At 67.7% G+C, this 13,515-nt stretch carries 11 protein-coding genes; 4 read left to right on the top strand and 7 right to left on the bottom strand.

Annotation, left to right across the window (positions count from 1 at the left end; translation table 11 throughout):
- Positions 1-23 precede the first annotated feature (23 nt).
- Positions 24-275, bottom strand: a complete 252-nt coding sequence (locus DCN14_RS06635) for a hypothetical protein (RefSeq protein WP_096498907.1) — start codon at positions 273-275, stop codon at positions 24-26.
- 95 nt (positions 276-370) lie between these two features.
- On the opposite strand from DCN14_RS06635, the gene DCN14_RS06630 reads away from it, so the two are divergent.
- Positions 371-1,180 carry a helix-turn-helix transcriptional regulator gene (locus DCN14_RS06630; RefSeq protein WP_096498909.1) on the top strand — a complete coding sequence of 270 codons (810 nt, stop codon included), beginning with the start codon at positions 371-373 and terminating at the stop codon, positions 1,178-1,180.
- Positions 1,181-1,315: 135 nt separating this feature from the next.
- Positions 1,316-1,756, top strand: a complete 441-nt coding sequence (gene hpaR / locus DCN14_RS06625) for a homoprotocatechuate degradation operon regulator HpaR (RefSeq protein ID WP_096498911.1) — start codon at positions 1,316-1,318, stop codon at positions 1,754-1,756.
- A gap of 85 nt (positions 1,757-1,841) precedes the next feature.
- Here hpaR and DCN14_RS06620 read toward each other — a convergent pair whose 3' ends face one another.
- Positions 1,842-3,041, bottom strand: coding sequence for an SDR family oxidoreductase (locus DCN14_RS06620; RefSeq protein ID WP_096498913.1), 1,200 nt, complete (start codon positions 3,039-3,041; stop codon positions 1,842-1,844).
- Between the two features lie 656 nt (positions 3,042-3,697).
- On the opposite strand from DCN14_RS06620, the gene DCN14_RS06615 reads away from it, so the two are divergent.
- The gene (locus DCN14_RS06615) at positions 3,698-4,045 is read left to right on the top strand and encodes a DUF3564 family protein (RefSeq protein ID WP_096498916.1); all 348 of its coding nucleotides are present in this window, start codon (positions 3,698-3,700) and stop codon (positions 4,043-4,045) included.
- Positions 4,046-4,424: 379 nt separating this feature from the next.
- Positions 4,425-6,320: a penicillin-binding protein 2 gene (locus DCN14_RS06610; RefSeq protein WP_096498918.1), complete on the top strand. Its 1,896-nt coding sequence runs from the start codon at positions 4,425-4,427 to the stop codon at positions 6,318-6,320.
- 156 nt (positions 6,321-6,476) lie between these two features.
- On the opposite strand, the gene DCN14_RS06605 is transcribed toward DCN14_RS06610, so the two are convergent.
- The 5 genes from DCN14_RS06605 to DCN14_RS06580 form a co-directional block, all read right to left on the bottom strand.
- The gene (locus DCN14_RS06605; protein WP_096498920.1) at positions 6,477-8,192 is read right to left on the bottom strand and encodes a cation:proton antiporter; all 1,716 of its coding nucleotides are present in this window, start codon (positions 8,190-8,192) and stop codon (positions 6,477-6,479) included.
- Between the two features lie 153 nt (positions 8,193-8,345).
- Positions 8,346-9,773: a cytochrome c gene (locus DCN14_RS06600; RefSeq protein ID WP_096498922.1), complete on the bottom strand. Its 1,428-nt coding sequence runs from the start codon at positions 9,771-9,773 to the stop codon at positions 8,346-8,348.
- The gene (locus DCN14_RS06595) at positions 9,770-11,548 is read right to left on the bottom strand and encodes a GMC family oxidoreductase (RefSeq protein WP_096498924.1); all 1,779 of its coding nucleotides are present in this window, start codon (positions 11,546-11,548) and stop codon (positions 9,770-9,772) included. The genes DCN14_RS06600 and DCN14_RS06595 overlap by 4 nt, the downstream gene beginning before the upstream one ends.
- Positions 11,548-12,288: a gluconate 2-dehydrogenase subunit 3 family protein gene (locus tag DCN14_RS06590; protein WP_096498926.1), complete on the bottom strand. Its 741-nt coding sequence runs from the start codon at positions 12,286-12,288 to the stop codon at positions 11,548-11,550. The genes DCN14_RS06595 and DCN14_RS06590 overlap by 1 nt, the downstream gene beginning before the upstream one ends.
- A gap of 594 nt (positions 12,289-12,882) precedes the next feature.
- Entirely contained in the window at positions 12,883-13,299 is a 417-nt protein-coding gene (locus DCN14_RS06580) for a DUF3995 domain-containing protein (protein WP_096498928.1), read from the bottom strand.
- Between the last annotated feature and the right edge of the window lie 216 nt (positions 13,300-13,515).

The following is a 13,515-nucleotide window of genomic DNA, read 5'->3' as shown; positions in this document are numbered from 1 at the left end:
CCTTCGACTCGGACGGTCGGCCTTTAGCGGGCATCGAGCCACGCGCGCAGCGCGGGATCGCGTACTTCCAGCACGTCGAACAGGCCGAGCGCCCGCAGCGCGGGCAGCGCAGCGGCCGCATCGGCCTCGGCGCGCGCCCGTTCGGCGGGCGCCGCGTTCGGATCGGTCAGCACGCGCGCGTTGACCAGGAACGCACCGACGGTACCTTTGCGGATCGTCGTTCCACCGACTTCGATCCGGTCGGCATGGTCGGGAAGCATCTGTTCGGCTCGCATGGTGTCGCACTCCGGTTGTCATCGATGGACGCAGTGTAGGCGCGCATCACCGGCCGATCTCCGGTATAACAGCCATTCGATACCGATATCCGGCCATGTCAGATCCCCTCCTGCCCGCCCGCTTCGTCGCATCCGACGACGGCCCGTTCGTCGTCGCGGCCGTCCTGTCGCAACGCGACCCGCGCGTGACCGCGCCGCACGCGCATGCGCGCGGCCAGTTGGTCGGCGCCTTGAGCGGGTTGCTCACGATCGGTCTCGACGATCAGGACTGGGTCGTGCCGGCGATCCACGCAATCTGGATTCCACCGCATTGCCGGCATTCGCTGCGCTCGTTCGGGCCGATTTCAGGCTGGTCGGCGTTCGTCGCCGAGGCACGCTGCGCGACGCTGCCGGACACGCCGCGAGCGATCCGCACGACGCCGCTGCTGCACGCGGCCGTACAGCGCGCGGCAAGCTGGGGCGGTTCGGAACTCGATGCGGCTCGAACGCGGATCGCCGAGGTGATCCTCGATGAAATCGCCGTCGCGGAAGTCGAGTCGCTGGGGCTGGTGCGGCCGCGGGACCCGCGGCTCATGCGTATTGCCGACGCGCTGGCCACGAACCTCGCGGACAACCGGCGGCTGGAAGAATGGGCCGAATGGGCGGGCATCGGCGCACGGACGATGAGCCGCCGCTTCGTCGCCGAGACGGGGCTGACGTTCGCGCAGTGGCGTCAGCAGGCGAGGCTGCTGCGCGCGCTCGAGAGAATCGCGGACGGCGTGCCGGTCACGACGATCGCCCTCGATCTCGGCTACGACAACGTCAGTGCGTTCATCGACATGTTCCGGCGCGCGATGGGCACCACGCCGGGGAAATATCTGGCGCCTGCGAGAGGCGAAGCCGGGAATGGCGAAAGCCGGTCATAACCCGTTCGCGGCGGTCGCCTGTGGTTAATATATGAAGTAAACAATCGCACGCCAGCAACCTCGATTACCCTGAGACATGAAATTCATCACCGCCGGCTGTTAAGATTGATGCGTCCCCCGCCTACTTCCGACCCGATGAACCGTACGCTCGACCATCGTAATCTGGCCATGCTGCTGCTCGAGGCCCGCGAAACGCTGATGGGCCTGTTCCGCCCCATTCTCAAGGAATTTGCGCTGACCGAACAGCAATGGCGGATCATCCGCGTGCTCGACGGCGAACCGGCGCACGCGCTCGAAGCCGGCCAGATCGCGCGCCGCTGCTGCATCCTCAGCCCGAGCCTCACCGGCGTGCTGGAACGCATGGAACGGGACGGGCTGATTACCCGCACGCGCGCGCAGGAAGATCAGCGCCGGCTGCTGGTGAGCCTGACGCCGCAAAGCAGGAATCTGGTGACCGAAATCGGTCCGCGCATCGACGAGCAGTATCGGCAGCTCGAAGCGCGCTTCGGCGCGGACGGCCTCGACGACATCTATCGCGCGCTCGACCGGCTGATCGAGCTCGGCAACGCGCCCTAGGCGGCGCCGGACGGCGGCGAACCGGAACCGGCGGCGCCGGTTCGGGGCGCATGCCGGCCGTGCGCGTGACCTGACTCGCCCCGGCTCATTGCAGCGCGCCGCGCATCAGCTCGGTCACCGCGACGCCGCGTGACGTCCGCATGCACTCCTCGACGTAATCGATGAACGGCAACGGTTCGAAATCGATTTCGTCGCGCACGCGACGGTTGTCGAACACGCGATCGACCGTCGCGAATTCCGCGCAACGCTGCAGCGCCCGGCCGATCACGCGCTCGAGCGCCGGATCGGGCCGCCCCAGCACGTCACGCACCACGAGCGGCAACTCGGCCGGCGCACAGGCCGCGTAGCGCGGCGCGCCCGTCATGCCCGCCGCGTCGTCCATCGCGCGAACGATCTGCGCGACCTGCGGCGCCTCGTCGCCCGCCGACACGTGATACACGTCGTGCATCAGCGTCGGCTTCACGGCGAGCAGCATCGTCGCGCGCGCGACGTCGTCGACCGACACGATGTCGATGCGCGTCATCGGGCGGGCCGTGAAGCGGCGCGCCGCATGCGCGACGCGGAACATCCAGAACGAATTCGGCGCGGGCCGCGTGCCGAGCACCGTGTGTCCGACGACGTGCGACGGACGCACGACGACGAGCGGCAGCCCGAGCTCGCGCAGGCGTTGCTCGGTTTGCGCCTTCGCATGCAGGTAGTCGGCCGCCAATACCGCGCCGGGCAGCGCTTCGTCGTCGGGCGCCGCGTCGGTCGCGACGTCCTCCTGCACGATCCCGCCACGGCCCGCATGCGCATAGGCCGTGCCAACGTACACGAAACGCCGCAGCCGCGGCGCGCGCGCGAAACGGGCGGCGAAGGACAGCGAATCGGCGATGTCCGCCTGCAGGTGCGCGCCGTCGGCCGGCGATGCATGGCCCGCGCAGTGAATCACGTGCGTCGTGCCGGCAAGACGCGACGCATCCGCGCCCTGCCACACGTCGCCGAGCGCGCCGACGATCACGTTCGCATCGCCCAGGCGCGATGCCCAGTACGGCGCGAGCCCCGCGCGCAGCGCCGCTTCACGCAGCCGCGCGACCGCATGGCCGCGGTTCTCCGCGCGCACGACGCACACGATACGGTCGAGCAACCCCGCGTTGACGAGCGCCGTCAGCACGGTACTGCCGATGAAGCCGGTGGCGCCGGTCAGCACCAGCCGGCTGACGTTGGCCGCCGCGACCGGTGCGCTGGCCGGCGACACGAGGCTGGTCCGCCAGTTGAGCGACAACGCGGTTTTCCAGATCAGCACGATAGTCTCCTTCGAAGGGTCGGCCGGACGGCAAGCTGCCCCGCTCGGGGCCGCGCACTGCCGTGGGCCGGGCCAGGGCCGATGCCCGCCCCGGCCGTCCCGATCGGGCGTGTGGCCCGCGACCGCATCGATCGCGCCTCTGGCACGAGGCGGCGACAGCCCGCCACGGACGGGCGTCCATGGCGCAGATCGGGAAAGTCCCAGTGTGGGGCCCGAACGCATGCAAGTCTGTCCCGAAAGTTTCGTGAAAGTGTGTGGATTTGTGCGCGAATGTCTGAGTGTGTCGCGCGGGCCATGCCGTCACATCGACGAAACGTCCGATCCGGCGGCCGCCGGGCCGGGTTTGCGGCGCCGCCGGACCCGCCGCCACACCATCACGTCGGCCGCCATCGCGGCGCGACAGATCGACGCGCCCTTCGGCCGGTCATCGCATGTCGTGGTTGCTTCAGCGGCGGCTTGTCGCACGCCCGGCACGGTGCCGTCTGCGTTTGCGCGCGGCGACGGAATCGACCGGAATCGTCAGACGTCGTTTCATACGAAACGACAATAGACTTCATTCGGATTTATTGCGGATTATCGCTTGCGTTTCGTGACAGTCTATCTAGACTGTTCAAACCAAAACGGTCGAATGTGTCATTTTCTCAGGAGACGATCCAATGCGCCTCACCATTCGGATTAATGGCAGTGAATCGGCAACCCGACATGCATTCGCGGTGCTGTGGGTCGATACCGACGAGGGGCTGTGGTCGCGCGAAGCACATCAGGGCATCGACCTTCCGACCTGGGGCAAAGTCCGGGACGTCGAAGGCGCAATGGCGCTCTGCGCGGCCGACGGCGGCAGCGCCGTGTGCCAGTTGAAGGGCCTGTCGTTCGATGCGACACAGCGCGAACAGGGCCCCGCCGTACTCGCCGGCGAGCACCCGGACGGTGCATGGCGACTGCAGGCGGTCGATCATTGCAAGGTCGAACCCGAATACCACGAATTTATTTCCGTCGCACGATAGGTATTCGCGACGGCAATCCTCTGCGGTTTTCGGGTTTATTCCAGTTTCAACGATATTCATTTCGATATTCAACAATAACAGCGCCTCGATTCGTGGCGCTTTTTTATTGCGGACTTCAAAAAAACAATCGGGGCCGGGTTAATTCACCCGCGCCGCCGGTATCCGCATCCGCCGTCCGTCATGATCCCGGGCCCGCGTCACGAACGGCGCTGTGCCGACTTGCCCCGCTCCTTCCCCCGGTTTGCCCTCATCGCCCGGTGAAACCGCCGTCTTTTCCCGCGCCGACCCACACTTTCCCCACATGATGTTTACTCATTTATTACAATCGCATTATTCCGATTGACCCAGCCGCCGCCTGGCGGCCCGACCCGGCCCTTGCATGAGCGTAAAAAAGAAGACCCACCCCGCCGATCCGTACGCAGCCGCGACCAAACACCCGATGCTCGCGTCGCGCCTGCCGATGTGGCGCTCGAAGCTGGTCGTGATCCTGGTGTCGCTCGGTTTCGCCGCGCTCATCGGACGCGCCTTCTGGGTGCAGGTCGCGAACCAGGATTTCTATGTCGGGCAAGGCCAGAAGCGCTACCAGCGCACGATCGAGCTCGACGCGATGCGCGGCCGCATCGTCGACCGCAACGGCGCGATGCTCGCGGTCAGCCTGTCGACCTATGAAATCTGGGCGAACCCGAAACAGGTCGCCGAAACCGACTATCCGCAGATCTCGAAGCTGCTCGACATGCCGCTCGCTGAAGTGAAGCGCCGCCTGCGCAACGACCGTACGTTCGTGCTGCTCAAGCGGCAGATCGACGCCGAGACCGCGAGCCGGCTCGACAAGCTCGACATCGACGGCATCACGCAGATCGCCGATTCGAAGCGCTTTTATCCGGAAGGCGAATCGGCCGCGCACGTGGTCGGCTTCACGAACGTCGAGGACAAGGGCCAGGAAGGCGTCGAGCTCGCGGCGAATGCGCGGCTGTTGGGCACCGCCGGGCAGCGCGAGGTGATCCGCGACCGGCTCGGCCGCATCGTGTCGGACACGCGCCCGCTCGTGCCCGCGCAGCACGGCGCGACGATCGAACTGACGATCGACCGGCGCATCCAGCAGCTCGCGTTCAGCCAGTTGAAGGCCGCGGTGATCGAGAACAACGCGGTGGCCGGCAGCGTCGTGGTGCTCGACGCGCAGAACGGCGAAATCCTCGCGCTCGCGAACTACCCGACCTTCGACCCGAACGACCGCGCCCGGCTCACCGGCCAGCAACTGCGCAACCGCGCGGTGATCGACACGTTCGAGCCCGGCTCGACGATCAAGCCGCTCGTCGTCGCGCTGTCGATCGACGAACGCAAGGTCACGCCGAACACGATCATCAACACGTCGCCGGGCACCTACAAGATCGGCCCGGCCGTGATTCACGACACGTCGAACCACGGCGCGCTGACCGTCTCGCAGGCGTTGCAGAAGTCGAGCAACGTCGCGCTCGCGAAGCTCGCGCTGAACCTGCCCGCCGAAACCATCTGGAACAAGTATCAGGAATACGGGATCGGCCGCGCGCCGGAGCTGACGTTCCCGGGCGTCGCGTCGGGCCGCCTGCGCGGCTACAAGCGCTGGCGGCCGATCGAACAGGCGACGATGGCGTACGGCTACGGCCTGTCGATGTCGCTGCTGCAGATCGCGCAGACCTACACCGCGTACGCCGGCGACGGCACGCTGCACCCCGTGTCGCTGCTGAAGAACGGCACCGATCAGCAGTCGATCGACGCGCATCGCGGCCACCGCGTAACCTCGCCGCAAACGGCGGCGGCGATCCGCACGATGCTGGAGTCGGCAGTCGGCGAAGGCGGCACCGGGCGCCGGGCGCGCGTCGACGGCTACCGGATCGGCGGCAAGACGGGGACGGCGCGCAAGCAGGTCGGCGCGTCGTATGCGAAGGGCAAGTACCGCGCGCTGTTCGCGGGGATGGCGCCGATGAGCAATCCGCGCCTGATCGTCGCGGTGATGATCGACGAGCCGCGCGGCAAGGGCTACTACGGCGGCACGGTGGCCGGCCCGGTGTTCTCGTCGGTCACGAGCGGCTCGCTGCAGTTGCTCGGCGTGCCGCCCGATGCGCCGGTCGACCCCGAGCCGAACGCACAGGCCAAGGCAACCGCGCCGCACAAGACGGTCGCGGCGCCGAAGGCCGCCGTGCAACCGAAAACGGCAGCCGCGCAGAACGCGCCGGCTTCGATGAAGACGGCCGCGCAATCCGGCGCGGCCGTGCAGGCCAAGGCGGCGGCAAGCTGACGCCACCGGGCGGCGCTGCGCCATGCGCGTCATGTGCGCGGCGAAAGCATGCTGCGTTCGCCGCGCCGCCGCCCTTCCTCAGTGACGCATGCCCGTCCCGGGCGTGCCGTCGCCAGCCCGTCGGCAGCGGCAACGGCCGGAAGGCCGCCCCGCCTGTCAGTGCGCAGCCGCCACCGGTTTCGCCATCCTGCCGAGCACGTGCTCGGTCATCCCGCGCGCGAGTTCGCTCTCGCCCGTGAACACGGTACCGACGCCCTCGCTCGACAGCAACGCGGCCTCGTCGCCGCTGTTCGTGCACAGCACGACCTCGAGCGCCGGATTCAGCGTGCGCGAGATCTCGACGATCTGCCGCACGTCGAATACATCCGGCAGCGTGACGACCAGCATCCCGGCGCGCGCGATATGCGCCTGGACCAGCACGATCGGCTCGATCGCATCGCCCGACACGGCCGCGACGCCGTCCGCGCGCAGCTTCTCGACGAGTTCGCGATTCTGCTCGACGACGACATAGGCGATCCCGCGCTCGTCCAGCGCGTGCGCGATCCGCGTGCCGACCTTCCCGTAACCGACGATCACGACCTGCCCCGTCAGGTGGGTCTGCGGCGTGGACATCGGCAGCGCGGCGAGCGGATCGTCGCGCGCCTCGAGCTTGCGCGCAAAGGCCGAATGCTTGCGAATCCAGGCGAGCGCCGGGTCGATCATCGCGAACAGCAGCGTGTTCATCGCGATCGAAATCAGCGCGACCGCGAGAATCAGGCTCTGCCCTTCGGCCGACAGCAGCCCGAGCGCGCGGCCGAGCCCCGCGAGGATGAACGAGAATTCGCCGATCTGCGCGAGGCCCGCGCCGACCGTCAGCGCGGTGTTCAGCGGGTAACGGAACGCGATCACGAGCGCGACCGCCGCAAGCGTCTTGCCGATCAGCACGATCGCCGCGACCTCGATCACGTGCAGCGGCTCGGTGAGCAGCACCTTCGGGTCGAACAGCATCCCGACCGAAATGAAGAACAGCACCGAGAACGCATCGCGCAGCGGCAGCGTCTCGTCGGCCGCGCGCCGGCTGAACTCCGACTCGCGCATCATCATCCCGGCGAAGAACGCGCCGAGCGCGAACGACACGTCGAACAATTTCGCCGCACCGAACGCGATGCCGACCGCGGCCGCGATCATGCACAGCGTGAACAGCTCGCGCGAGCCGGTGCGCGCGACGAGCCACAGGATCCGAGGAAACACGCGCTTGCCGACCACGAGCATCAGCGCGATGAACGCGGCGACCTTCAGCATCGTGATGCCGAGCGTGCTCCACACGCTGCCGCCGGCCGCGTGCACGTCGCCGGGCGGCGTGCCGCCGAGCAGCCCCGCGACGGGCGGCAGCAGCACGAGCACCAGCACCATCACGAGATCCTCGACGACGAGCCAGCCGACCGCGATGCGGCCGTTGACCGTCTCGACGAGCCCGCGCCCTTCGAGCGCGCGCAACAATACGACGGTGCTCGCGACCGACAGCGCGAGCCCGAACACGAGCGCCGCACCGAGGCTCCAGCCCCAGGTGAGCGCCAGCCCGCCGCCGAGCAGCGTCGCGACGGTAATCTGGACGATGGCGCCGGGCAGCGCGATCTTGCGCACGGCGAGCAGGTCGCCGAGCGAGAAATGCAGGCCCACGCCGAACATCAGCAGCATCACGCCGACTTCCGCGAGCTGCTGCGCGAGCGACAGATCGCCGACGAAACCGGGCGTGCCGGGGCCGATCACGATCCCGGCGAGCAGATAGCCGACCAGCGGCGGCATCTTCAGCAGCGAAGCGAAGTAACCGAAAATCATCGCGAGACCGAAACCGGCCGCGAGCAGTGCAATCAGGCTGACGTCATGAGGCATCCCCCCTCCCGGGTTCTTGTAACTATTTAGTAAGGTTCAAGCCTCAAAGGATAAGGGATGACACGAAAAAATGGCGCGCCTCCGCGAAAATTTCACGCGGTGGCGCGCCATTGCGGGGTGCAACCCCGGCCGGACGGGAAGCGCTGCGCGGCGTTAGCGCGCCGCCTGCGGGAACCGCGCACCCGGCGGCGGCTCGGGCCGGGTCGACGGCACGCTCTTGCGCACCTTCGCGACCTGCGCGGCCGTGACCGGCGCGCCCGTGTTGCCCCAGCTCGTCCGCACGAAGTTCGACACGTCGGCGACTTCCTGGTCCGACAGGCGCCAGCCGAACGGCGGCATCGTGAAGGTCGACGGCGCCGTTCGCGTGCCCTCCAGCGCGCTGCCTTCCAGCACGACGTGGATCAGCGACGTGGGATCGCCCCCCTGCACGACCGGATTGCCCGCGAGCGCCGGGAACACGCGCGTGTAGCCGTGGCCGTCGCTGCGGTGGCAAGCCATGCAGTTGTCGCGATAGACGGCCGCGCCCGGCTTGCTCGCGTCGCCGCCTTGCAGCGCCTTCGCGGCGGCCGCGTCGTACACGTGCGGCTGCTCGCCCTGCACGCGCGGCGGCAGCGTCTTCAGGTAGCGCGCGATCGCGGTCAGGTCCTCGTCGCTCATGTGCTGCATGCTGTGGCCGACCACGTCGGTCATCCCGCCGAACGCGGCCGTGCGCAACGTGCGGCCCGTCTTCAGGAACTGCACGATCTCGGTTTCCGTCCACGTGCCGAGCCCCGTGCGCTGTTCGCCGCGCAGGCTCGTCGGCACCCAGCCGTCGATCGCCGCGCCGCCCGCCAGGAAGTCGAGTCCGCCCGCGTCCGTCAGCGCGCGCTCCTGCATCGTCACCGCGCGCGGCGTGTGGCATGCGCCGCAATGGCCGAGACCCTGCACGAGATACGCGCCGCGCGCGATCACCGGGTCGGTGTACTGCGCCGCATCGAACGGCGTCGGCGTCGGCGCGAATAGCTTGCGCCAGAAGGCGAGCGGCCAGCGCATCGACAGCGGCCACACGATGTCGACCTTGCGGTTCTCGTGCTCGACCGGCGCGACGCCGTGCACGAAGTACGCGTACAGCGCCTTCACGTCGTCGTCGGACAGGCGCGCATAGGACGGGAACGGCATTGCCGGGTACATCGTGTCGCCGTTCTTGCGCACGCCCTCGCGCACCGCGCGGGTGAAGTCGTCGAGCGTCCAGCCGCCGAGGCCCGTCTTCGGGTCCGGCGTGATGTTGGTCGAATAGATCGCGCCGATCGGCGTATCGAACTTCAGTCCGCCCGCGAACGGCTTGCCGCCGATCGCGGTGTGGCACGCGACGCAGTCGCCCGCGCGGGCGAGATATTCGCCGCGCTTGACGAGGTCCGCGTCGGCCGACCGGGCGGCCGGCGCAGACGGTGCGGCCGCCGGGCCGGGCGCCGCCGTCGAAGCCGGTTGCGCGAACGCCGCTCCACCGGCGCAACCGAACGCGGCCCATGCCGCACCGATCGCCAGCGCGCGCCCGAACGGGGCAATGCGGCGCGCGGCATAGTGGTTCACTGTCCTCTTCATACGGTCACCAGCGGGGCGGGATTTTTCAGGTATTGCTCGCGAATCGCGCGGGCCGACCAGTAGGCCAGCGCCGCGACGATCCCGGTCGGGTTGTAGCCGATGCCCTGCGGCAGCGCCGAGGCGCCCATCACGAACACGTTGTGCACGTCCCAGCATTGCAGGTAGCGGTTCAGCACGCTCGTCTTCGGATCGGTGCCCATGATCGCGCCGCCGACCAGGTGAGTCGTCTGGTAGGCGCGCGAATCGAAGTGCTTGCCGAACTCGCGCGTCGACACGCCGATCGACTTCGGCCCCATCGCCTCCGCGATCTTCTTCATCTGCCCCGTCACGTACTGCGCCATCTTGATGTCGTTGTCCTTCCAGTCGAAGGTCATCCGCAAGAGCGGCTGGCCGTACGAGTCGCGATAGGTCGGATCGAGATCGAGGTACACGTCGCGGTACGACATGTTCGAGCCGTGCGCGTCCATCGAGATCGTGTGCGCGTAGTTGTCCTTCACGGCCTTCTTCCACGCCGAACCCCACTGCGGCGTGCCGGCCGGCGTCGCGATGCCGCTGATCGGCTTCACGCCGGCCTGGTTCACCCACAGCGGCGAGCCGCCGACGAAGCCGAGCGGGCCGTGATCGAAGTTGTCGGCGTTGAAGTCGTCCACCGCGACGCCGTTGCCGCCCGCGCCGATGAACGGGTTCGTGAAGGTGTCCTTGTCGAAGAACGCCTTGATCGTCGACAGGTTCTGGTACGCGAAATTGCGGCCCACCACGCCTTCGCCCGAGATCGGGTCGTACGGCTTGCCGATGCCCGACAGCAGCAGCAGGTGCACGTTGTGATACTGGAACGCGGCGACGATCACGAGATCGGCCGGCTGATGCACTTCACGGCCGGCCGGGTCGACGTAGGTGACGCCCGTCGCGCGCTTCTTCGTATCGTCGAGATCGACGCGCAGCACGTGGCACTTCGAACGCAATTCGAAGTTCGGCACCTGCTTCAGCGCGGGCAGGATGTTCAGGTTCGGCGATGCCTTCGAATACATGTAGCACGCGTAGCCGCTGCAGTAGCCGCAGAAGTTGCACGGGCCCATCTGCACGCCGTACGGGTTCGTGTACGGCCCCGACGTGTTCGCCGACGGCAGCCGGTACGGATGCAGCCCGAGCGATTGCGCGGCATCGAAGAAGCGCTGCGCCGAATACGTGTTGAGCTGCGCGGGCAGCGGGAAGTTGTCGCTGCGGTTCGCCTCGAACACGTTGCCGTCGCCGACCACCTTGCCGCCGACCTTGTATGCCTGGCCCGACGTGCCGAACACCTTCTCGGCAAAGTCGAAATACGGCTCGAGCTCGTCGTAGCTGACGCCCGTGTCCTGGATCGTCATCCCGTCGGGGATGAACTTCTTGCCGTAGCGCTCTTCGTAGTGGCTGCGCAGGCGCAGTTCCTCCGGCGTGATCCGGAAGTGCACGCCCGACCAGTGCAGCCCGGCACCGCCGACGCCCTCGCCCGGCAGGAATGCCGCGAGCTGCCGGTACGGCAGCGCGGTGTCCTGCACGCCGTGGCGGATCGACACGGTCGTCTTCGACAGGTCGAGGAACAGCTTCTTGCGGATGTTGTAGGTCAGCTCGTCGATCGTGTTCGGATACGCGCCGTCCGGATAGGTGTCGCGATACTCGCCGCGCTCGAGCGCGACGACGTTCAAGCCCGCTTCGGTCAGTTCCTTCGCGAGAATCGCGCCGGTCCAGCCAAAGCCGACGATCACCGCATCGACATGCGGCTTCTTTTCTGCGGCCATCAGGTACGCTCCCCGTTGATCGAGACCGGGCCGTACGGATACGGCTTGCCACTCTGGTTGACGAAATCCATGAAGTCGGCGCGCGCGCCCGGGAACCCGATCATCTTCCATGCGGCCATGTCGTGATTGCCGCCGTGCACCGGATCGCAGAAGTAGCCTTCGCGCGTGTTCTGCAGCAACTGGCCGAAGAACACGGCGGACGGCACGTCGTCGATCTGCGCGCTGCCCTTCTCCAGCTCGCCGAGCACGGTGTCGCGGGTCGCGGCGTCGAGATCGGCGAACGCCTTGCCGTGGTTCTTTTCGCTATAGCGGTTGACCGCCGCGATGCCGAGCCGATAGATGTCGCGCGGCACGAGCTTCAGCTGATAGCCGAGCTCGGGCACGCCCTGCTGGAACGGCCCCTGCATGTACCAGGTCGCGCCGTTCGCGTACGGGGTTTCCATCTGGCGGTCGATGAATTCGGGCACGCCGGATTCGAGTGCGCCGGGGCCTTCGGCATCGGCCGGGATCAGCCGGTCGACGGCGGCCTGGACGAACGCCCACTCCTTCGCATCGAAGAAAGTCGGCTTGTACGGAGCGCGCTCGGCGCCGGCCGCCGCAGCCGATGCGTTGTCCGCCGTGGTGGCGGACGATGACGACGGGCGCAGGTCGCAACCGGCGACCGAAGCGATCGGCACGAGCGCGACCGACGTGCGCAGGAAGCGGCGACGCGAATTGGGTTTGTCTGGTGGCGTGGACATGTCGGATGTTGATCGTTGGGGAGCGTTCGAGCCCGCGCATTCCGGATGCGGCGTGCCCGCCACGATAGCCATGCCGCACGCGGCCGGCCGTCCTTGTTCTTGCTGTGCTGCGAACAACCTCGATACGGGCGCCGGCCGCGCGCTGCGCGGCCTAGCCGTCATGCAACCGCGCTGCGCCGGTTTCGGAGCGCCGCGCGGATCGACCTCTTCGCGGGTCTGAGCGGACAAATACGGCCTGTCGGCCCGTGCCCGCCCGCCTGACCCTGATTCAACTTAGACGCCGCGCGGGCCGACGGCAAGCGCAACGTGCACGACCCTCATTTCGGGCCCGGCGACGAGTGCCGCGAATTATAAATGGAACCGGTTCCAGCTCCAAAGGGCTGGATGCAATTCATTACATCGAAAATCGCAACAATCGGAAAGGTGATTTGTGGAATGCACAAGAACGGTGCATTGGGCACGCCGGGCGATTGAGCGCCCGTTTCGCGGCCCCGCGCTATTTCGCGGACGCGCGCGGCTTCACGTCACGGCACCGCGATGCCCGTTCCCGAGCCGCCCCGTTGCGTTACACGCCGACCGCGATCCGCGGGCCGCTCACCACGGCCACAGCATCGAGGCGATCGACAACGCGAGCGCCGCGCACAGCGGCGAGTAACAGAGGCTGTCCATCCGCGCGAAACGCGAGCCGCGAATCCGCTTGAAGAAGCCGACGTAGCGAAAATCGCCGACCGCGCGCACCGCGAAGATCAGTGCGAGCACAACGACCGCGAACGCGATCGCGCCGGGATACAGGTTCGGCCACAGCCAGCCGGCGCGCGACGCCACCGCACATGCGCCGGCCAGCAATGCCGCCGCGACGGCGAGCGTGCCGGCCATGCTCGGCCGCAGCAGCGGCACGCCGTCCTGCTCCGGAACGGCCGCACGCTTGCCGAGCCGCCCACCGAACGCCCAGTAGACGTGAACGAGTGCGATCGCGCAAAGCGTCGGCACGCTGAAATACGCGCCCATCATGTCGGTAAGGTCCGTTGTCTCATTGTGTCGCCGGGTCGTGGTGTGGCCGAGGTGTGGCCGAGGTGTGGTCGACGAATGCCGGCGTGCGGCCCCGTTCCGCACGACACAAGACGATACCCAAACCCCACGCGACATGCATTGCGACGTCCGGTCGCAATACGCCATGCCACGTGGGGTGCGACGCAATGCGCGCGACCATCGCGTCGGGCCGTCGCT

The organism is Burkholderia sp. IDO3 (genome assembly GCF_003366075.1).
Taxonomy (GTDB): domain Bacteria; phylum Pseudomonadota; class Gammaproteobacteria; order Burkholderiales; family Burkholderiaceae; genus Burkholderia; species Burkholderia anthina.
This window is presented reverse-complemented; position numbering and strand designations above follow the sequence as displayed.

Excerpts from the sequence above, each read along its gene's own strand:
- DCN14_RS06635 (WP_096498907.1), bottom strand. The coding sequence starts at position 275 with ATGCGAGCCGAACAGATGCTTCCCGACCATGCCGACCGGATCGAAGTC.
- DCN14_RS06630 (WP_096498909.1), top strand. The coding sequence starts at position 371 with ATGTCAGATCCCCTCCTGCCCGCCCGCTTCGTCGCATCCGACGACGGC.
- hpaR (WP_096498911.1), top strand. The coding sequence starts at position 1,316 with ATGAACCGTACGCTCGACCATCGTAATCTGGCCATGCTGCTGCTCGAG.
- DCN14_RS06615 (WP_096498916.1), top strand. The coding sequence starts at position 3,698 with ATGCGCCTCACCATTCGGATTAATGGCAGTGAATCGGCAACCCGACAT.
- DCN14_RS06610 (WP_096498918.1), top strand. The coding sequence starts at position 4,425 with ATGAGCGTAAAAAAGAAGACCCACCCCGCCGATCCGTACGCAGCCGCG.
- DCN14_RS06605 (WP_096498920.1), bottom strand. The coding sequence starts at position 8,192 with ATGCCTCATGACGTCAGCCTGATTGCACTGCTCGCGGCCGGTTTCGGT.
- DCN14_RS06600 (WP_096498922.1), bottom strand. The coding sequence starts at position 9,773 with ATGAAGAGGACAGTGAACCACTATGCCGCGCGCCGCATTGCCCCGTTC.
- DCN14_RS06595 (WP_096498924.1), bottom strand. The coding sequence starts at position 11,548 with ATGGCCGCAGAAAAGAAGCCGCATGTCGATGCGGTGATCGTCGGCTTT.
- DCN14_RS06590 (WP_096498926.1), bottom strand. The coding sequence starts at position 12,288 with ATGTCCACGCCACCAGACAAACCCAATTCGCGTCGCCGCTTCCTGCGC.
- DCN14_RS06580 (WP_096498928.1), bottom strand. The coding sequence starts at position 13,299 with ATGATGGGCGCGTATTTCAGCGTGCCGACGCTTTGCGCGATCGCACTC.